General features: G+C 63.3%; 20 protein-coding genes. 10 read left to right on the top strand and 10 right to left on the bottom strand.

All coding sequences use genetic code 11. The features are described 5' to 3' along the window. Positions 1–1,111 (top strand): O-antigen ligase (locus I8N66_RS27495; RefSeq protein WP_291160651.1); only part of this gene is annotated, 1,111 nt, incomplete at its 5' end. 65 nt (positions 1,112–1,176) lie between these two features. Continuing rightward, positions 1,177–2,193 (top strand): betaine--homocysteine S-methyltransferase, encoded by a 1,017-nt coding sequence (bmt, locus tag I8N66_RS27500; protein WP_113539319.1) that lies wholly within the window; start codon positions 1,177–1,179, stop codon positions 2,191–2,193. An 89-nt stretch (positions 2,194–2,282) separates the two neighbouring features. Here the strand turns inward: bmt and I8N66_RS27505 are convergent, their stop codons facing one another. The 3 genes from I8N66_RS27505 to I8N66_RS27515 all read right to left on the bottom strand — a co-directional run bounded on the left by I8N66_RS27505 (position 2,283) and on the right by I8N66_RS27515 (position 6,359). After that, complete coding sequence (locus tag I8N66_RS27505; RefSeq protein WP_291160656.1) at positions 2,283–4,253, bottom strand: acyltransferase family protein; 1,971 nt, start codon at positions 4,251–4,253, stop codon at positions 2,283–2,285. Between the two features lie 223 nt (positions 4,254–4,476). After that, positions 4,477–5,622, bottom strand: a complete 1,146-nt coding sequence (locus I8N66_RS27510; RefSeq protein ID WP_291160659.1) for a pyridoxal phosphate-dependent aminotransferase — start codon at positions 5,620–5,622, stop codon at positions 4,477–4,479. A 101-nt stretch (positions 5,623–5,723) separates the two neighbouring features. Continuing rightward, positions 5,724–6,359: a PAS domain-containing protein gene (locus I8N66_RS27515; RefSeq protein ID WP_291160662.1), complete on the bottom strand. Its 636-nt coding sequence runs from the start codon at positions 6,357–6,359 to the stop codon at positions 5,724–5,726. A 243-nt stretch (positions 6,360–6,602) separates the two neighbouring features. Here I8N66_RS27515 and I8N66_RS27520 point away from each other — a divergent pair, with 243 nt between their 5' ends. Further along, positions 6,603–6,950, top strand: coding sequence for a hypothetical protein (locus I8N66_RS27520; RefSeq protein ID WP_291160665.1), 348 nt, complete (start codon positions 6,603–6,605; stop codon positions 6,948–6,950). Between the two features lie 317 nt (positions 6,951–7,267). Here the strand turns inward: I8N66_RS27520 and I8N66_RS27525 are convergent, their stop codons facing one another. The 6 genes from I8N66_RS27525 to I8N66_RS27550 form a co-directional block, all read right to left on the bottom strand. Continuing rightward, the gene (locus I8N66_RS27525; protein WP_291160669.1) at positions 7,268–9,298 is read right to left on the bottom strand and encodes a VWA domain-containing protein; all 2,031 of its coding nucleotides are present in this window, start codon (positions 9,296–9,298) and stop codon (positions 7,268–7,270) included. Further along, positions 9,295–9,822 carry an RNA polymerase sigma factor gene (locus I8N66_RS27530; RefSeq protein WP_113539314.1) on the bottom strand — a complete coding sequence of 176 codons (528 nt, stop codon included), beginning with the start codon at positions 9,820–9,822 and terminating at the stop codon, positions 9,295–9,297. The genes I8N66_RS27525 and I8N66_RS27530 overlap by 4 nt, the downstream gene beginning before the upstream one ends. A 123-nt stretch (positions 9,823–9,945) precedes the next feature. Continuing rightward, positions 9,946–10,695: a phosphodiester glycosidase family protein gene (locus I8N66_RS27535; protein WP_113539313.1), complete on the bottom strand. Its 750-nt coding sequence runs from the start codon at positions 10,693–10,695 to the stop codon at positions 9,946–9,948. An 89-nt stretch (positions 10,696–10,784) separates the two neighbouring features. Beyond that, positions 10,785–11,336 (bottom strand): hypothetical protein, encoded by a 552-nt coding sequence (locus I8N66_RS27540; protein ID WP_291160676.1) that lies wholly within the window; start codon positions 11,334–11,336, stop codon positions 10,785–10,787. Between the two features lie 278 nt (positions 11,337–11,614). After that, on the bottom strand, positions 11,615–12,319 hold the full coding sequence (locus tag I8N66_RS27545) for a 4Fe-4S dicluster domain-containing protein (protein WP_113539311.1): 705 nt from the start codon (positions 12,317–12,319) through the stop codon (positions 11,615–11,617). Positions 12,320–12,426: 107 nt separating this feature from the next. Then, a complete protein-coding gene (locus I8N66_RS27550) occupies positions 12,427–13,995 on the bottom strand; it encodes a trimethylamine methyltransferase family protein (RefSeq protein WP_113539310.1) in 1,569 nt (522 codons plus the stop codon). A gap of 335 nt (positions 13,996–14,330) precedes the next feature. Between I8N66_RS27550 and I8N66_RS27555 the strand changes: the two genes are divergently transcribed. Next, positions 14,331–15,029 (top strand): B12-binding domain-containing protein, encoded by a 699-nt coding sequence (locus I8N66_RS27555; protein WP_057254147.1) that lies wholly within the window; start codon positions 14,331–14,333, stop codon positions 15,027–15,029. A gap of 174 nt (positions 15,030–15,203) precedes the next feature. Here the strand turns inward: I8N66_RS27555 and I8N66_RS27560 are convergent, their stop codons facing one another. Further along, entirely contained in the window at positions 15,204–15,362 is a 159-nt protein-coding gene (locus I8N66_RS27560; RefSeq protein WP_113539309.1) for an entericidin, read from the bottom strand. A 40-nt stretch (positions 15,363–15,402) separates the two neighbouring features. On the opposite strand from I8N66_RS27560, the gene I8N66_RS27565 reads away from it, so the two are divergent. The 6 genes from I8N66_RS27565 (at position 15,403) to I8N66_RS27590 (ending at position 19,557) form a co-directional block, all read left to right on the top strand. Next, positions 15,403–16,023, top strand: a complete 621-nt coding sequence (locus tag I8N66_RS27565; RefSeq protein WP_291160688.1) for a DUF1638 domain-containing protein — start codon at positions 15,403–15,405, stop codon at positions 16,021–16,023. Between the two features lie 183 nt (positions 16,024–16,206). Then, positions 16,207–16,800, top strand: coding sequence for a hypothetical protein (locus I8N66_RS27570; protein WP_291160690.1), 594 nt, complete (start codon positions 16,207–16,209; stop codon positions 16,798–16,800). Positions 16,801–16,934: 134 nt separating this feature from the next. Then, positions 16,935–17,936 (top strand): CDF family Co(II)/Ni(II) efflux transporter DmeF, encoded by a 1,002-nt coding sequence (gene dmeF, locus I8N66_RS27575; RefSeq protein WP_291160693.1) that lies wholly within the window; start codon positions 16,935–16,937, stop codon positions 17,934–17,936. Between the two features lie 27 nt (positions 17,937–17,963). Continuing rightward, complete coding sequence (locus tag I8N66_RS27580) at positions 17,964–18,239, top strand: metal/formaldehyde-sensitive transcriptional repressor (RefSeq protein WP_113539306.1); 276 nt, start codon at positions 17,964–17,966, stop codon at positions 18,237–18,239. Positions 18,240–18,527: 288 nt separating this feature from the next. Continuing rightward, the gene (locus I8N66_RS27585) at positions 18,528–18,707 is read left to right on the top strand and encodes a hypothetical protein (RefSeq protein WP_291160696.1); all 180 of its coding nucleotides are present in this window, start codon (positions 18,528–18,530) and stop codon (positions 18,705–18,707) included. A 46-nt stretch (positions 18,708–18,753) separates the two neighbouring features. Then, positions 18,754–19,557 carry a formyl transferase gene (locus tag I8N66_RS27590; protein ID WP_291160699.1) on the top strand — a complete coding sequence of 268 codons (804 nt, stop codon included), beginning with the start codon at positions 18,754–18,756 and terminating at the stop codon, positions 19,555–19,557. Positions 19,558–19,794: the final 237 nt, after the last annotated feature.

The following is a 19,794-nucleotide window of genomic DNA, read 5'->3' on the forward strand; positions in this document are numbered from 1 at the left end:
CATGCTGCTCACGGTCGACAGGCGTATCCTGGCGCGGCTCGTCTCGCCAAGCTGGATCGCGATCTTCGCCATCGCCTATCTCTCCTGTCTGCAATCCTATGATCCGGCGGCCTCCGCCCGCGGCCTGACGCTGAGCCTGATCGCCATGATCATGGTGGCGGGTGTGCTGGTGCTGCCGCGCAGCGAGCGCGATTTCGTCAATGCCGGCGCCAACGCCATCCTGCTCCTGATCCTGATCGACTATGCGGCACTCTTCGTGGCGCCGGATCGTGCCATCCATTCGGCCTTCGGCGACGAGCCCTGGCATGCCGGCTTCTGGCGCGGCCACCTGCTGCACAAGAACGTCTCGGCGCCGGTCTTCTCCATCCTCTGCATGTTCGGCATCTATTGCCTGCGCGCCGGCGCGCCGCTTCGCGGCTGGGCAATCACGCTGCTTGCGGCCAATTTCGTGCTGCACACCGGCTCGAAGACGACGATCGGCTTCCTGCCGATCGCGATCGGCCTCGTCTTTGCCGGTCGCGCGGTGCGCAGCCCCGGGCTGATGATCCTCGCCCACCTCGCCATGTCAGTGCTGGTCTTCGGCCTGACGCTCGGCACCATCTATTCCGACACGCTGCTTTCGATCACCAAGGCGCTGATCGACGACGCGACCTTCACCGGTCGCGACGACATCTGGAAATTCGCAAGCGCCAGCATCGCCGAGCGCCCCTGGTTCGGCCAGGGCTATGCGAGTTTCTGGCTCTCGCCCGTCATCATGGGCATGGAAGCGAATTTCGAGGCGAGCTGGGACGTGCGCGGCATCGTCACCGGTCATAACAGCTATCTCGACGCGGTGCTGATGTTCGGCCTGCCCGGCGGCATCCTCATGACCGCTTTGCTCTTCGTCAAACCGCTCTTCGACTATGCGCGGGCCTATCGCCGCCCGCAGGCGCGCATCTTCGCCGACTTCTGCGTCATGGTGGTGATCCTCATGACCTATAACGCCATGCTCGAGAGCTTCTTCCTCAACCGCGCCGACCCGATGTGGCTGCTGACGGCGCTCGCAGTCTTCGGCCTCGGGCTCGCCGGCCGCATGAGCATGCGCGCCGAACCGTCAGCCTCCCATCGCTGAACGCTTGCCAAGACATAAAGATATCTTTATATCTTGTTGCAATCCATTCTAGCCGGGAAAAACCGATGACCGCAGCATCCAATGCCCTTTCCGCTCTGCTCGCCGAAAAAGGCGTGCTTCTCGCCGATGGCGCCACCGGAACCTCGCTCTTCGCCATGGGCCTGGAGGCCGGCGAAGCGCCTGAGCTCTGGAACGAGACGAAGCCGGAGAACATCACCAAGCTGCACCAGGATTTCGTCGACGCCGGCGCCGACATCATCCTCACCAACACCTTCGGCGGCACCCGCCACCGCCTGAAACTGCACTACGCCCAGGATCGCGTGCACGAACTCAACAAGCGCGCCGCCGAGATCGCCCGCGCTGTCGCCGACAAGGCACCGCGCAAGGTCATCACCGCCGGCTCCGTCGGCCCGACCGGCGAGCTGCTGATCCCGCTGGGCGCGCTCTCCTACGAAGATGCGGTTGCCGCCTTCGTCGAGCAGATCGAAGGCCTGAAGGCCGGCGGCGCCGAAGTCGCCTGGATCGAGACCATGTCTTCGCCGGACGAAATCCGCGCTGCCGCGGAAGCCGCCGCCAAGGTGGGCCTGCCTTACGTCTATACCGGCTCCTTCGATACTGCCGGCAAGACGATGATGGGCCTGCACCCCAAGGATATCCACGGCGTTGCCAGCGACCTAGGCGACGGCCCGGTGGCCGTTGGCGCCAATTGCGGCGTCGGCGCTTCGGACATTCTCTCCTCGCTGCTTGACATGACTGAGGCCGCACCCGACGCGACCGTCATCGTCAAGGGCAATTGCGGTATTCCGGAATTCCGCGGCTCCGAGATCCACTATTCCGGCACGCCGCCGCTGATGGCCGAGTATGTGCGCCTTGCAGCCGATGCCGGCGCCAGGATCATCGGCGGTTGCTGCGGCACCACCTGCGGCCATCTCGCCGCCATGCGCGTGGCACTCGACGAGCACGTGCGCCGCGAACGCCCGACGCTGGACCTGATCATCGAGAAGATCGGCCCCTTGCGCAACAAGACCGCAAACGAAACGGCCGCGGCACCTGCCCGCGAGCGCCGCAGCCGCCGCGCCTGATCCGCACGACAAGGCAAACCACAGACGAACGCCCCGGTACATTTGATCCGGGGCGTTTGCTTTTCTGGATGGGTCGACGGCCTACGCCGCTAGAGATCGGCACTGCCGAAGAGCGGCAGGCGGCCGGTCTCACGCCATGAGAGGATGTCGCGCTCCGCCGCCTCGGTGAAGGCCCGGTAGAAGTCGAAGGCGCGTCCCATCTGGCGGGACCCTTGCGCGGAGAAATGCCCGAAGTCCTCGAAGAGCGAGACGCCCTTGTCCTCGACCTTGCAGCTATCGGCATCGCACAGATAGTTCATGAAGCTCACGACCGGGTATTCGTCGGCGATATCGGCGACCACCTTCAAGACGTCCTGATCATACTTGTGCACGTCCTTCAGCGCCGGCTCGCAGCGCTGGTCCGGCTCGCCGAGGAGCCGCGCCCTGGCAACGCAGAGCCCCGTATCGCGACCATCATGCGGCGTCGGTGCCACGAAGACGGCCTCGAAGCCGTTGGCCTCCAGCCAGGCGAGTGTCGTGCGCAGGCCATCGCTGAGACGGTTGATTTCCGACGGCATTTCCTTGCGGCCATCGACCAGCACCGTCTCCGGCCGCAGGTACTGGCTGAGCTGCGAGGAGAGAATGACGTAGCGGATCGACCGGTTGGCGAGCAGAAAGCGGCGAACGTCGTCATTGTAGCGCGCGCAATCCTGCGGCCAGTTGCGACCGAGCCGGGGAACGACGGGCGCCAGGTTCAGCAACGGGCCGCAATTGTTCTTGGCAAGCTGCACCAGCCGCACATCCGGCTTGGAGGCGATGACGCCATCGACGAGATGGCGGGCAAAGGAATCGCCCCAGACCGCGACTTCCGGCTTCCGGCTCGTGGCGCAGGTGAGATCGGCAACCGCATCGCACTTCTTGCCGAGCCCCACGCTCGGCTGCGTCAGCTGCGCGAGCTCGCGGTTACGGGAAACCAGTCCGTCCGAACCATCGAAGCCGAAGCCGAACGCGATCGCCGCCGATCCGGCGGCGAACGTCGCGCCGAACACGGCGCCGCGGCCGATGCGCGCGGGCTTGCGGAAGGGCTGCTCGACAAAGCGCCAGCTGAGATAGGCAAGCGCGAAGCAGAGCGCGATCAGCAGCGCGTAACCCTCGGCCGGGATATCGTCGATCGCCCTCAGCCGCGCGAAGGCGAAGACCGGTTGGTGCCAGAGGTAGAGGCTGTAGCTGATGAGGCCGATTGCGACGAGCGGCTTCAGCGACAGCAGCCGGCCGACTGTGGTGTCGCGGCGGGCAAAGGCAAGGATGAGCGCCGTACCGAGCACCACGGGCACCGTCGACCAGCCGGGATAGAAGGCCGATTCCGGCACGAATAGATAGCTCGCGATGATTGCCGCAAGGCCGAGCCACGAGAACAGTTCGCGGCGGCCTCTTGGCAGATCGACCCGATCGGCGCCCGCAAGCGTAAGGGCCGCACCGATGCCAAGTTCCCAGAAGCGGCTCGGCAGAAGGTAGAAATTCGCCGCCGGGTCGACGCGGGCCAGAAGCTGCGTCATGGCGAAGCTCAAGGCGACGAGCGCCAGAACCACCTTCAGGGCGGTGGCCGCAGATGTACGGCGCAGCCCCAGGAGGAGCAGTGGAAAGATCAGATAGAACTGCTCTTCGACCGCCAGCGACCAGGTGTGCAGCAGCGGCATCAGGTCTGTGCTCGGCTCGAAATATCCCGTCTGATCCCAGAACAGGAAGTTCGAGGCGAAGAAGTTCACCGCATAGAGGCTCTTGCCGAAATTGTTGAGCTCCTCCGGCAGCATCCACATGACGGCAAAGGGGATCGAGACGGCGCAGACCAACAGGAGCGCGGGCGCCAGCCGACGCGCGCGCCGCTCGTAGAAACTGATGATGCTGAAGCTGCCATCGCGGATTTCGCGATGAATGATCGAGGTGATCAGAAAACCGCTGATGACGAAGAAGACGTCGACACCGGCAAACCCGCCGGTCATGACGCCGAAACCGGCATGGAACAGGAGAACTGGGACCACGGCTAGCGCGCGCAGTCCATCAATTTCGGGTCTGTAATGCATCAGTGGGGAAATACTCGAAAGGCGGGGCGGTTCCGTTAACACGGCCTTACCGTTCGGGCCACGTACCGCCTGTCTATATCCACACCTGTGCAATTTCCGGGCAGCAAACGGGCCATACCGAGGCATCGGGGCCCGTCCTGCCGTGACGACCGTGATCCGACGGCTTCAAGCGAAGCGAGACCAAATGTGACCACGCCCAACATCGGTCGGCGTTGAAAGTGTCTCAGGTGGGGGTAGCGGCCCCGGTCAGATGCCTGCGCCAGGCTTCGAGCCCGATCTCGATATCCCTGCGACCGAAACCGACGCGGAAGCGATCGGTCGCGACCGGCAGCAGATCGGACACGAAGAGGCTCGATGGCAAAAGCAGAACGCCAGCCTCTTCTACCAGCCGCCGGCAATGGTTCTCGACGCCGTCGGCACCCAGGTAGCGGGCAAAGCCGACGCAGCCGCCATCCGGCGCCCGCCACTCATAGAGGTGCGGGAATTCCGCAAAGAAAGCGCCGAGCTTTTCGAGATTGGCTGAAACCAGCGCCCGGTTGCGATCAAGGATAACGGCACGCCCCTTGAGCGCGATCGTCGCCAGCACTTCCGACGGCCGAGAATTGCAGATCGACAGGTAGTGCTTCATCTTCTCCATGCGCTCGAGCAGGGCATGGTCGCGGCAGGCGATCCAGCCGATCCTGAGGCCGGGAAGTCCGTAGGCCTTGGACATGACGTTGAGCGAGATGCCGCGCTCGAACAGTTCTGCCGCCTGCGGCAGGCGCAGCGAGGCGTCACGCTCCAGCCCGCGATAGACCTCGTCGCTGAAGAGATGGATCCCGCGCTCTTCGCAGAGCTTGGCAAGCGCCGCGAAGGTTTCCTGGTCGGCGATCGCACCGGTCGGATTGTTGGGGAAGTTGACGCAGATCAGCTTCGTGTTGGGGCGCAAGGCCGCGCGCACGTCGGCGATATCGAGCCGCCAGTTGTTCTCGGGGCGAAGGGGCACGCCGGTCACGGATCCGGCGATCGTCACCGGCAGGGTCTCCATCGACTGGTAGTTCGGCACCGTCACGATCGCGTGGTCGTCCGGCCCGAGCAGCGCCAGCATGGCGCAATAGAGCCCCTCTTCCGCGCCGGCAAAGCAAAGGATGTCAGCAGCCGAAAGCCCCTCATAGGTGGCGGCGATCGCCGCCCGCAGCGCCGGTGCACCATAGGTCTCGGTATAACCGAGCGCGATGTTGTCCCAGGCGGTGCGATCCTCGTCGTCGGCAAGCGCCAGAAGGTCGCGCATGCTTGTCGTCTGGCTGTCGCTCGCGGTCATATGGTGGCGGGCGCTGAACTCCCAGCGGGAGAAATGGGTTTCGAGCCGGAAATCGGGCAAGGTCGTCATGAAAGTCCTCCTCTCGCGGCTGAGGCGCACGCGAACGGTTATGGGGCTGGCAAGTCCGGAGACGCGCAAAGCGGTATCCGTCCGGCTTATGCGTGTTTCAGTCAGGGCGCCTCGCCGCGGGCGGCAGCGAGGTAATTGTAGATCGAGGCGCGCGAGGCGCCGATGAGGCCTGCGAGGTGATCGACGGCGTTGCGCGTCTGGAACAGCCCGCGTTCGTCGAGGGCTGCGACCAATGCCACGCGATCGCCGCGCTTCAGGGCCGCAAGCGCCAGCCCCCGCTCCTTCAGCCAGCCATGCAGCGTCGCGTTGATCTCCTCGCGCCAGTCGCGCGAAAACAGCGCCTGCGGCTTTGGCTGCTCGGCGCCTGCGAAGGCAGAAAGCAGCTTCACCGCCTGGTCGATCATCGACATGTCCAGATTGATGCAGAGGAGGCCGACCGCTTCGCCCGCTCCGTCGCGTAACACCGCCGATATCGACTTGAAGCGCCGACCGTCCGCGCCGGTCTTCTCGTAGGGGCCGAGCACCGCCTCGGCGCTGCCGAGGGCCGCGAACTCCTCCTCGATCAGCGAATCTTCGCCGACGGCGCGGCCGGAAAAACAGTTCCAGAGCCCCGCGATCGTGCCGACCTTGAGATCATGCAGCACCACTTCCCCATGTGGGTAAAGCAAAGCGCTGATCGCAGCGGCCGTGGGCGCATGCGTGGCGAGGATGGAGGCGAAGGCGGGTGCAATGGTCATGCGCCGCTTATTGTCCAATATAGACTTATTGTCAATATTGGACAAAATGTTGAATAGTGGCATATGCGCTGCCGCTTGCGCACCGATGGCGGCTGGCCTATCCCCGATGACAGGAAGATTCGTTGCGCACCTGTTCGTACCCGGTCACGGGACGAAAACATGCAGCAATTCAAGGTGCTACCGCGACCCATGTGCGTCTCGTTGAACGCGCGGCGCGGTCGCAAACGCAGACGGGAGACTTACATGAACGCCGGCCCAGCCTCCTTTCCCGACCGCGACACCGTCGCCGAAAAGTTCGGCGCCTTCGGCGAGGCCGACCAGTCCTTCCTGCGTCTGCTGATGGAAAATCCGGAGCAGGACGAGCGGCTGATGGATGGCCTCTACCGCCACCTCGACCTTGGCTCCGAGGCCAAGTTCCTCAACTCGCTGCGGCTGGAAAAGCTCGGCCAGTGGCTCGGCAGCGAAGCTCCGGCCCGCCTGCAGATGCGCCTGATGGAAGCCGGCCGCTCCAGCCAGCATGCCGCCTACCAGGCGTTCAAGGCAGGTCTCTCGAAATCCGGCGGCCTGGACCGCGCTTTTCCGAAGGCTTGAGCGTTCGGGTCGAAAGGCGGCGCGACAACGACCATCCCCTCTTCACCACGCGCCGGCACGAGCGTGGCGCAACGCTCGCGCCCGACGCCCCTCACTGTCCTGCCGGACATCTCTCCCCGCAGGTGGGGAGAGAGCCGCTGGGCGCACCCTCAGTTCAAACCGCAGCGTTCCTCCGGCGCAAACCTCAATGTTTCTATTGAACAATCACAGCCTGGACGAAGGTGTCGCCGCTTGCTTCCTTCTCCCCGCCTGCGGGGAGAAGGTGCCGGCAGGCGAATGAGGGGCAACTACCCTCACCGCATGGATGAGCGCGTTACTCACTTCCCAGAACCGCCCAGGCCCTTCGCCAGCCGCACCAGATTGACGAACTCGGCGCGATAACCGAACGGATCGGCGCCCTTGGCTGCAGCGGCGAGATCGATCACCGAGTCATAGGAATAGTCGGCGAGTGCTGAGACAGCCGAAAGCTTCTGTCCGAAGGCGGCAACCGCGACGGAGAAGCGGACGTCCTCGGAGGCGTCGGCGAGCGCCGGTACGGCATTCGCCTCGGTCACCGGCGTGGTGATCAGCTCACTCTTGTCTCCATCCGGCTTCTTGTAGCGGATCTTCAGGAAGGCGAGTTCGCCGCTGTTTCCTGTTGCTTCAGCCGCCGGCTTCTCTGCCGTCGCATAGCGCAGGTCATCGTTCAGCACCGCCGGGCTGCCCTTCGGCGTCACCTCGTAGATCGCCGTCACGCTGTGGCCGGAGCCGATGTCGCCGGCGTCCACCTTGTCGTTGTTGAAGTCCTCACGCTTCAGGGCGCGGGTCTCGTAGCCGATCAGCCGGTATTCGGCGATCGCGGCCGGGTTGAATTCCACCTGCAGCTTGACGTCCTTGGCAATCGGAAACAGCGAGGAACCCGCCTCCTCCACCAGCGTCTTCTGCGCCTCGGCCAGCGTATCGATATAGGCGGCCGTGCCGTTGCCGTTCTGGGCGATCGTCTGCATCAGCGCATCGCTGTAATTGCCGCGGCCGAATCCGAGCACCGACAGGAAGATGCCGCTCTTGCGTTTGTCCTCGATCAGCCGCTTCAGGTCCTCGTCGCTCGACGGCCCGACATTGAAGTCGCCATCCGTCGCCAGCATGATGCGGTTGACCCCGCCCTTGACGAAAGCCTTCTCGGCAAGCGCGTAAGCCGCATCGATGCCTTCGGCACCGGCAGTCGAGCCACCCGGCTGAAGCGTGTCGATCGCGGCGAGGATCTTTGCCTTGTCCTTGACCGCGGTCGGCTCCAGCACTGTACCGGCATCGCCGGCATAGGTGACGATCGAGACCGTATCCTCCGGCTTCAACTTCTCAACCAGCAGCCGGAAGGCGCCCTTCAGGAGCGGCAGCTTGTCGGGCTCGTCCATTGAGCCGGAAACGTCGATCAGGAAGACGAGGTTTGCCTTCGGCGCTTCCGCCGGCACGACGTCATAACCCTTGATCGCCACATGCATCAGCCGCGTGCCGCCGTTCCAGGGCGTCGGCGTCAGCGTCACCGTCGCCTTGAACGGCGCGCCGGCGCTTTCCGGCCGCGGCCAGTCATAGGGGAAGTAGTTGACCATCTCCTCGACCCGCACGGAGTCGCGCTCCGGCATCTGCCCTTCCATCAGCGAGCGGCGAACGAAGGCGTAGGATGCCGTGTCGACATCGATCGAGAAGGTCGAGACCGGGTCGGTCGCAGCGCTCTTCACCGGATTGCTCTCGGCCTTGCCGAAGCGCTCGCGGTTTTCCTGGGGTGCGGCGACCAGGTCCTCCTGAACCGTGGGTGCCGGCAGGTAGGTCATCTGCGGCTGCACGGCACCGACGGCAGAAAGCGGTGCGGCGCTGTCGCTCGCCATGCGGTTGGCAACCGCATCAGCTTCCGCGGACGCCGCAGCTTCGCGCTCGGCCTGTATGGCAGCCGGCGCCGCCGCGGTTTTTTCCTCCCGCTGGCGCGCAAACGCGTCTGCAGCCGCTTTCTTCGCGGCCGCCTGCGGTTCCGCCTCCCGCTTCGGCTGATCCTTCAGCGCGATCTCCTGCGCATGCTCGCCGAAGGGCGCACCGTCGCGCGTGAGTTCGAACGTCAGGAAGGCGGCGGCGGGCACGACCAGGAGTGTGGCAAGTGCCGATCCTGCAAGCAGTTTCCGGTTCATGATAGGGCTCCATATCCGGTTGAAGATGGAGCTTTGACGAACAGGCTGGGTCGATCCTTGGGTGGCATTCGAATTTTCTTCGGCCTCGTCGAAGGCCTGCATGGCCAAGGCAAGCGCCCGGGCGCGCGCTTCCGGCGAAGCCTTCGGCGGATTGATCCGGCCAAGCTTTTCGAAATCGTCGCTCATGGTCACACTGCCTCCTTGCCGAGCAATGTCTTCAGGCGCTTGCGCGCTTCGTGCACATGCCAGGAAATCGTTGCCTCCGAACAGCCGAGCACGTCGGCCGCGGCCGCATGGCTCAAGCCTTCCGCATAAACGAGCAGCACCGCATCGCACTGCTTTTCCGGCAGCTCCCGGACTGCGGCCCAGAGCGCCTCGCGCTGTTCCTCGTCGGGATCCTCAAGGCGTGCTGCCGTCGACTGCTCGCTGGCATAGGCCTGCATGCGACTGTTATCGCGTACCTGCCGCCGCCTATGGTCGCGCGCGGCGTTCAGCGTCAGCGTATAAAGCCAGGTGCGAAACCGGCTGGTACCGCGAAAGCCGCGAATGGCTGCCCCCAGCCGCAGGCAGACATCCTGGGCGATGTCCTCCGCGTCCGAGACATTGCCCGACCACCGCCAGGCGACGCCAAGGACAAAATCATAGTGTCGCTCGACCAGCTGGCCAAAAGCCTGCCGGTCTCCCCCTACCGCCTTTTCGACGAGTTCAGCGTCCAAATCCGTGCCCGCCCTCACCTCATTTGCACCTTAGACGTTGCAGGCAAACCATTCCTTGGGTGGAAGGGAAGATTTTTTTGGCGGGATGACAAAGAATGCGGCCGCATCCCGCGCCCAAGGAAGTCAGCGTGCAAATTTTCCGACGACAGCGATGATCGGTCCCATCGGAAACAGCCGGTCGTGACGGTTGATGTCAGGCGCATAGACGCTGGAGATCGTACCGTCGAGGAAGAGCGCGTTGGGGCAATCCAAAGTATCGCGAAACAACGTCGCGAAATCGTGGAAGCGCACAGGACGCTTCGAGACGACGAAAACCACCTCGCCTTCGCGCGTCACGCCGACGCCGTTGCGGGTCTTGTAACTGGTGCTGTCGGGCAGGAAGCGCGGATGCAGCTTGCCGTCGATGACCAGCATCGGCCCGGATTGCGTGGCAAACCGCGGCGTCAGCTTGGCATCGCGATAGGCATCCGCCGCCATCACCCCCGCCTTGCCGCTATCGACATAGAACACCCCGTTCGGCAGCAGATGAAAATTGCCCCAGCCGGTATTGGTGTTGAGCGGCGCCTGCTCGCGCCCCTCCTCGACATGCAAGCCGACCGGCGACAGATCGTCGTGATACATGCCGCCGTTCATGGCGAAGCTCATATACTCGTCGCGATGGCGCAGTTCGAGCGACAGCGCCCGGAAAGAGCGGAAGGGCACGCCCGCCTGGTCCTTGTTGTAGAGGCGGATATCGCTCGTCGCGGGATCAAAGCTGCAGGCGACATAGTCCTGGCCGAGATGGCTGACATCGCGGCAGGCGCCGAACGCGGGCCCGGCAAGACCGGCCGAAAGAACGGCACCGACGAGAAAGGGTTTTGGAAATAGCGGCATGGCGAAAGGTCCAATCGAATCAGACGCCAAGCATGCCCGAGATTGCGGCGGTTCTGGCGCAGGGCCGCTGCGGCATCTCGCGCTTGCCGCTAACCGCCCGCAATCATCCCCAGAGCGATAACCAACCCATAACATCCGGCCACGGCCGCCAGCCCGAAGATCACGCAAAGGCAGGCAAAGCCGCCGACGCCTGCGAGCACATAGGATTTGGGATCGCGATTGAGCACGTCCTGCGACAGTGACAGCAGCAGGCGCTTTTCTCTCAGCGTTGTCGCGAGTTTCACCGCGTGGCGCTTGGCTTCCTTCTGCACCTCGCTGAAATTGTTGCCGATCGCCAGGAAAGTGAGAAACAGGCCAAGAGCGCTGACGGTCAGCGCGAACTTCCTCAAGATGTCGATCGCATCGGGAAGGAAACCACCGGAAAGCACCGAACGGTCCACCAGCGCATCAAAGCCGGTGATGCAGGCGGCAATGACGGCGGCATGGCCGGCGCCAATCGCCAGCAAGCGCTTGAAGGCTTCCTCGAGGATCTGGCTGTTTGCGGCGTGAATGCTGTCGAGACGAGAGATCTGCGCTTCTACGTCCTCGCGCGACAGGTGCGGAGGATAGTTACTCACGGATACGACTGGGCTGCCTCTCATACGATGGACTCCAACGCCACGCCGTCCAGATCGGTGTAAATTCGATAATATTATCTTTCCAAGACATCTCCAATTTTAGTCATTTTGGAGATTTCCACCATCTTTGCGAGCGGCGCAACGAACCGGATTGCTGAAACCACCATGATCTTGGGGCTGGCGATCGCCAATCATAAAGGTGATCGATTCTCGTGGGTTAGTACGACGAGAGCGGAAGACCGAGGGCACGTCGTCCCGCTCCAGCACTTTGAGCATAGAGCATCTCACTTGAGACCATCGCACTAGAGGCTGAGTGCCGCCATGTGGAAGCGGAGCTGTCCTTCGGGGTAACGATAGCCAGCACCGACGGGACAGGCATTGCGCGAAAGACAGCCGGACGAGAGGCAACCTGCCCTGCCCGCTTCGCCGCGGAGATGGCCACGACAGAGGCCGACATCGAAACGCTCGTCAGTGAGTGCGCTGCCCGGACAGGCGGCGATGCAGGGCTTGGCCGTGCAGCGGTCGCAAGGGTGCCCCGCCGCGCGCTCGCCGGTCTCCGGAAGTGGCCTGTCAAAAGCCAGCGCACCGCGATAGCCATGCCAGAGCCCGTAGCGCGGATGGATGAGGATGCCCAGTGGCGACGCCCCCAGGCCCTCCGCCCGCATCGCCCATTGCTGAAAGGGCTGCCAGGGCGGATCGGATGGGAAATAGGCGGTGGCATCGCAGGCAGCGGCGATCGGCTGGATCACCGCCTTTGACCAGGTGTCGAGCGGATCGGCACCGCCACGATCCGGCAATCCATCCCGCCAGCGGCTGAAGGGTCGCCAGAGCGAGCCGCCGATATTGCCGATCAGCACCACGCTTGCGGCACGCCGGCCGTCGGCCAAAAGCGGAGCGGCCTCAGCCGACGAGAAATTCACCGTTCCGCGCAAAAAAAGTCCGTGCGGCTGAAGTGCCGCACGGACCGTCTCGATAATCTTGTCCGCTGTCGCGGAGGGTACCGTCATTTCGGTTTCGGCCCCTGATGTTCGTAATGCGGGCGCCAGACCTCTTTCTGGATCATATCGGCCACCTGCGCCGCGCCGCCTTGCTCCCTGGCTCGCTCGGGACCCTTTCAGGTGAAAGCGTCCGGCATGGAGTCCTTGCGGCTGGCGATGAACGCCTTCAGCTTTTCGTCGATTTCGGGATCGAGGTAAGGCGCCTCATAGTGTTCCAGCCAGCTGCGGCAGAGCGCATTGGCGCGCTGCTCGATGCGCTTTTCGCCTTCCACTTCCCACTGCTCGAAGGAATTGTTGTCGGCGAGCGGCGAACGGTAGAACGCGGTCTGGAAGTTCGCCTGGGTATGGGCGCAACCAAGATAGTGGCTGCCGGGACCGACTTCGCGGATCGCGTCGAGCGCCTGGGCGTTTTCCGAGAGGTCGACGCCTTCGGCCATCTTCTGCATCATGCCGAGCTGGTCCTGGTCGATCATGAACTTCTCGTAGGACGAGATCAGACCGCCTTCGAGCCAGCCGGCCGCATGCAGCACGAAGTTGGTGCCGGCCAGGAGCGTCATGTTGAGCGTATTGGCCGATTCGTGGGCGGCCTGCGCGTCCGGAACCTTGGAGCCGCAGAGCGAACCACCGGTACGGAAGGGCAGCTTGAGGCGACGTGCGAGCTGGGCAGCACCGTAGGAGACCAGCGACGGCTCCGGCGTGCCGAAGGTCGGCGCGCCCGACTGCATCGAGATTGAGGCGGCAAAGGTGCCGAACAGCACCGGCGCGCCCTTGCGGATAAGCTGGGTGAACGAGGCACCGGCGAGAACTTCGGCGAGAATCTGCGTGAGCGTGCCGGCCACCGTCACCGGGCTCATGGCGCCCGACAGGATGAACGGCGAAAGCACGCAGGCCTGGTTGTGGCGGGCATAGACCTTGAGCGCCCCCACCATGGTCTCGTCGAAGACCATCGGCGAGTTGGCGTTGATGAGGTTGAGCGTGACGCAGTTGTTTTCGACGAAGTCGTCGCCGAAGACGATCTTCGCCATGGCGATCGTGTCTTCCGCCCGTTCCGGCGCCGTGACCGAGCCCATGAAGGGTTTGTCGGAATACTTGATATGGCTGTAGACCATATCGAGGTGACGCTTGTTGACGGGGATATCGACCGGCTCACAGACCGTGCCGCCGGACGAATGCATCGACGGCGCCATATAGGCGAGCTTCACGAAATTGCGGAAATCCTCGATCGTCGCGTAGCGGCGAACGCCTTCGAGGTCGCGCACGAAGGGCGGGCCGTAAACCGGGGCGAAGATTGTCGCCTTGCCACCGACCTGAGCGCTGCGTTCCGGGTTGCGCGCATGCCAGGTGAATTCGGATGGAGCGGTCTTCAGGAGTTCGCGGCAGAGACCCTTGGGGAAATGCACGCGCTGGCCGCGCACGTCGGCGCCGGCCTGCTTCCAGAGTTCGAGCGCCTCGGCATCATCACGGAACTCGATGCCGATTTCCTCCAGGATCGTATCGGCATTGCGCTCGATGAGCTGCAAGCCTTCCTCGTCCAGAACCTCGTATTCGCGAATCTTGCGCTGGATGTAGGGCAGAGACGGTCCCGGACCGCCGCCGGTGCGCGACGCACGCCGCGCCGCCGCTCCCCGCCCCTCACCACGCGCGCGGCGGCCGCCGCCTTCACCCTGATCTGTCACGTCGCTCATTCGCTTTTCCTCTCCCGCGCATCACTTTTTGCGCCTTCAAGCATCAATTGGTCCTAATGCTACCAAGCATCGGGGGCCTTGCGGGTCTCAATGCGCCAAGGAGTGGCGCAACTCGAACACTACCGAGAAGCGACCACAGGACGCGAAAAACCGCGTGGCGCGAATATATTGTTTTTGTTAAGAATATGCAGGCACCGAAAGAAGCTGCCGTCTCGTCGCTTTTTGTCATATGCGACGTCGCTTTCAAAAACAGATTTTTAGAGATCGAACGCTATGGATTGATCGACGCGTCTGAAAATTTCGCGCGACTGTGCCAGGAACCGAGGAACCCCAATATGGCAGACGATGAAATCATTCTCGAGGACCTTTCCGACGAAGAACTCGTGCAGCAGATGCACGACGACCTCTATGACGGCCTGAAGGAGGAAATCGAGGACGGGACCCACATCCTGCTCAAGCGCGGCTGGACGCCCTACGACGTCCTGACCCAGGCGCTGGTCGAAGGCATGCGCATCGTCGGCATCGACTTCCGCGACGGCATCCTGTTCGTGCCGGAAGTGCTTTTGTCGGCAAACGCCATGAAGGCCGGCATGACCATCCTGCGCCCGCTGCTCGCCGAAACCGGCGCACCGAAGCTCGGCAAGATGGTGATCGGCACCGTCAAGGGCGACATTCACGACATCGGCAAGAACCTCGTCGGCATGATGATGGAAGGTGCAGGCTTCGACGTCGTCGACCTCGGCATCAACAACCCGGTCGAGAACTATCTCGAAGCGATCGAGCGCGAGCAGCCGGATATTCTCGGCATGTCGGCGCTTTTGACGACCACCATGCCTTACATGAAGGTCGTCATCGACACGCTGAAGGAAAAGGGCCTGCGCGACGATTACGTCGTCCTCGTCGGCGGTGCGCCGCTCAACGAGGAATTCGGCAAGGCCGTTGGCGCCGACGCCTATTGCCGCGACGCGGCGATCGCCGTCGAAACCGCCAAGGACTTCATGAAGCGCAAGCACAACCGCCTGGCGGCTGGCTAAGGCTTCGGATCATCCGAAATGAAAAAAGCCGGCCGCAGAAGTGAAATCCGCGGCCGGCTTTCCTATGTCTGTCGGGCTCGCTGCTCGGTCAGAGGCATTGCACCGAATCCGCTCATCGTTCAACGAAACACTGAACGGATCATGCTCCGTGGAGCGGCGCTCTTCGAGACAGCGTTAGTTGACGGAGTGCACGACCTTCTTGCCAGCCGCCTGTGTCGCGTTGACCGTGTTTGCGGTATCTTGCCCGATGCCGCGGATGGTGTTGCCGCAGGCAGTGAGCGTTGAGAGGGCGACCAGGACGGCGCCGACGATCGCAAGACTCTTAACTTTCATGGTCAGGGTTCCTTCCCGCTATGTGCCAAATGGAATCAAGATGGAAAAAATATCGTCGCCAATAGAACGTGCACAACCGAAAAAAGTTCACGTGATCGGTTGTGGCGCCATCGCCCGCGAAATCCTGGCGATCTGCGATGCAAACGGGCTCGACCATATCGATCTCAACTGTCTGCCCGCCATCTGGCACAACACGCCGGAAAAGATCACGCCGGGCATTCGTGACGCCATCGCCAAGGCCCGCACCGAAGGCTTCGAGCGGATCTTCGTCGCCTATGCCGATTGCGGCACCGGCGGGCATCTCGACCGGTTGTGCGAGGAGGAAAAGGTCGAGCGCATCCCTGGCCCGCACTGTTATTCCTTCTTTGCCGGCAACGCCGATTTCGCAAAGCGCTGGGACGATGACATCACCGCCTTCTTCCTGACCGACTTCCTTGCGCGCCAGTTCGAGGCATTCGTCATCGAACCGCTCGGGCTCGACCGGCATCCCGAACTGAGGGACATGTATTTCGGCCACTACCGCAAGCTGGTCTATCTCTCGCAGCAGGAGGACAAAACACTGCAGGAAAAGGCGAAGAAGGCGGCCGAGTATCTGGGCCTCGAATACGAATACCGCTTCACCGGCTATGGTGATCTGGCGACCTCGCTGCTAAGCGCGTGAGGCGGAGGCGCGCGATGTCGCAGGTTGAGCCATCACACGCCGACCGTGCTAGCGCGCATTTACTCTGCCGGCCGAATGGGCGTTGCTACCGGCTCGCACGCCTTGTTCGGCCTTCTCGCGCATAAAAGAACGCTGCACAACCTGCTGGCTACAAGCCCCCCCTTAGCCACAGGATTGCCCCTCATGAGCGCACTGCTTCCCGCCGAACTCGCCTGGTATGTCACTGGCCGCTTCTACGAGGCGAACGACGGCACCTTGGCGGACTACGGCTATTTCCTGCATCTGCCCTTGCCGGATGCCCGGATGTTTGACGGCGAACCGGGCGAAACCACCGCCCATTTCACCTTCGCCGCCAAACCGTTCAAGGCGCAGGCGGCGGCAAACGGTGCCCTGTCCCTCAGCCTCGACCCGGTCGGCGAATTTTCGCTCTATCTTCAGCGCAAGCCTGCCGGAACCTTCGGCGATCCCGCCTCCTTCGCCGAGGGAGAATGCATCGCCACGTTCCGCCGGACGAGCCTCGTCGTGGGCGCCACGGTCTCCGACACCATCGGCGGGGCGACAGGAGCGCTGTTCGGCACCAATGTGTTTTCCGCCCGCCTGATCGCGAGCACTTCGTTCGATTTTTCTGGACGCCGCCATGATCTGGCGCACCATATCGGCGCGGGCATCACCCAGTTCGGCACGTCCGCCGCCACTGAGATCGAGCCGGCGCCGGCGGGCTACAAGCGCGTTCTGCCGTTTACGGGCTCAGCCATCGCCCTCGGCCGAGCCGGCTAGAACCGATCGCGACGCCGGAAGCAGCCGGCCCCCTTCCCGCCGACAGCGGGCAGCTACCGAACGCCAGTGGAAACGAGTACTTTACGCCAATCTCAATATAGTGTACCCCCCTATATAATATTGGAGTCACAGGCATGAACAATCATCACCACGACCATCATCACCACCACGATCACCACGGGCATTCGCATGATGAAGGCCGCGTGCTCGCGGCGCGCCACGATCACGTTTTCCTCGGAGGCAATCACGAGCGCAACGAGCGGCGCACCTGGATCGTCATCGCGGTCACCGCAACGATGATGGTGGTCGAGATCGCCGCCGGTCAGGTCTTCGGATCGATGGCGCTCGTCGCCGATGGCTGGCACATGTCCACCCATGCAGCCGCGATGCTGATCGCAGCGCTTGCCTATCTCTATGCGCGCAAGCACTCGAACAATCGCCGCTTCACCTTCGGCACCGGAAAGCTTGGCGATCTCGCGGGCTTCTCCAGCGCCATCGTGCTGGCGCTCATCGCGCTGTTGATCGGCTGGGAAAGCCTGCGCCGCCTCAGCGCTCCGGTCACGATCGATTTCAGCGAGGCGATCCTCGTTGCCGTCGCCGGCCTCATCGTCAACCTCGTCTGTGCCTGGCTGCTGAAGGATGATCACAGCCACCATCACCACGACCACCATGGGCATCATCATGGACACCACCAGGGGCACCATGGCGGACAGGACCGAAACCTGCGCGCCGCCTATCTGCACGTCCTTGCCGACGCGCTGACCTCGGTTCTCGCCATCGTCGCCCTCGCGCTGGGCGCGATCTATGGCTGGCTATGGCTCGATCCCGCCATGGGCATCGTCGGCGCGCTCGTTATCGCACGCTGGTCCCTCGGCCTCATCCGCGACACCGGCGCAACCCTGCTCGACTACATCCCCGAAGGTGAAGACCTGCCGGACGAGATCGGCGAGATCGTTGCCAAGGAAGATGCCGAGATCGTCGATCTCCACGTCTGGCAGCTCGGGCCGGGCCACCACGGCGCGATCGTCTCGATCGTTGCCGACAACCCGCGGGCGCCGTCCTATTATCGCGAGAAGCTTGCCGCCATCCACGATTTGTCGCATGTGACGGTGGAGGTGGAACCACGGGCCGCATAGCGGCTGCGCCCGAAACCGGAGTATCCGATGACCCATACCATCCGCGAGAAGCAAAAACTCATCAACCGGGTCCGCCGCCTGCGCGGCCAGATGGAGGCGGTCGAGCGGATGCTGGAAGAGGAAAAGGGCTGCGCCGAAGTCATGCAGGTGATCGCCGGCATCCGCGGCGCGGTCAACGGACTGATGGCGGAAGTCGTCGAAGACCATATTCACATGCACCTGGCCGCCGCCGAGCTGTCACAGAAGGATCGGGACGAAGCGGCGGCAGAACTCGTGGACGTTGTGCGCGCCTATATGAAATAGGCGGGGCATAAACCACGCGAATACCGGCTTCGCGCATCCGGCAGAGGCCTGTGCCACATGCCCCAGCATCAGGGAGAGCTGATTTCGAGCAGCTCAGGGATGTCTGGTGCGCTGCCGGCGGCAGCGAAATCGAGCTTTCCCGCCAGGCGCAGCTTGACAAGGCGACGAAGGGGGTCAAGGTGATCCCATAGCCATCGGCAACCATGCGGCGAACCGTCGTAAATGCAGCGCCCCTGCCGTGAAGCTTTGAGCTGAAGACGATCGCCACGCCTGTCGGAGGAGACAGCAGTGAAATTCCTCGATTATCTGCCCTATGCGATCGGGTGCGCTGCCGGGATGCTCCTGGCGCTGCTGGTCGGCGCTGTCTGCGGCCTTAGCGAAGACGTGGCACTGGTCGAGTCCGTGGCCCTCGTCGTGCTCGGCGGCGGTGTTGCCGAGTGGTATTGGAACCGGTTAAGCCGGCGGTAACGGGCAAGCCCGCATATCTGTGGCCCAGTTCATCCGCGGGGCCGCCATGACCGAAATCGCCAGCCAGAACCAAGCCGCAGGCAAGCGCCCGGGCCGCATCGTCGTGGTGACGACGGGCGGCGAAAATCCATGGATCATGATCAACGCGCTCGCAAGCCGCTTTGCCGAGGTAACGGTTGTCGAGGAACAGCCGGAATCGAAAGGCCTCTTCCTGCGTCGGCGCGCCCGCAAGCTTGGCTGGATGACGGCGCTTGGCCAGCTTGCAACCATGATCGCCTCGCGCTTCGGCAAGCGCTTCACCCGCAAACGCGCCCAAGAGATCTTCGCCACCTACAAGGTCTCGGGGAAACCCGATCCGTCGGTCCCGGTCAAATCCATCGCCTCGATCAACGACGCGGACGCTATAGGCCAGATCCGCGCACTGGAGCCCGCTGTCGTCTTCCTCATCAGCTGCCGCATGCTGAAGGCCGAGACGTTGGCGGCGATGCCCTGCCCCGTCCTCAATTTCCACGCCGGCATCAACCCGGCCTATCGCGGCCTGATGGGCGGCTACTGGGCGCTCATCAACCGCGATACCGAGAACTTCGGCGCGACCGTGCATCTGGTCGACGCCGGCGTCGATACCGGCGGCGTGCTCTACCAGTCGCGCCAGAAGCCCGCTCCTGACGATACGATGCACACCTATCCGCTGCTGCAGACAGCCGCCTCAACGGAAATCGCGATCGCCGCGGTCGCGGATGCGCTCGATGGAAATCTGCAGACCGTCAATGTCGCAGGTCCGTCACGGCAGTGGTTTCACCCACCGATCTGGACCTGGGTATGGAACGGCCTGACGCGTCGCATCTGGTAGGCGAAATCCCTTCGCTTCCATCGGCTGGCTGCGGCCTAAAAGCCTGATACTGCGGGCAATCCGTCCCGATCTCCGGCGCTCCCTTGCCAAGTGTCAACCGGCACTTGCGCATCACCGCCAAGACGTCTGATATGGCATCGGCGCCAGCGTCGTTTTTGGACATATCCGACGTCGTGGCGAGATGAGCCCGGACGCCGGGACATTCGCATTGTCGCACTACAGCGCCGCGCGTCTCCT

Source organism: Ensifer sp. SSB1 (genome assembly GCF_016652895.1).
In the GTDB taxonomy this organism is placed as follows: Bacteria; Pseudomonadota; Alphaproteobacteria; order Rhizobiales; family Rhizobiaceae; genus Ensifer.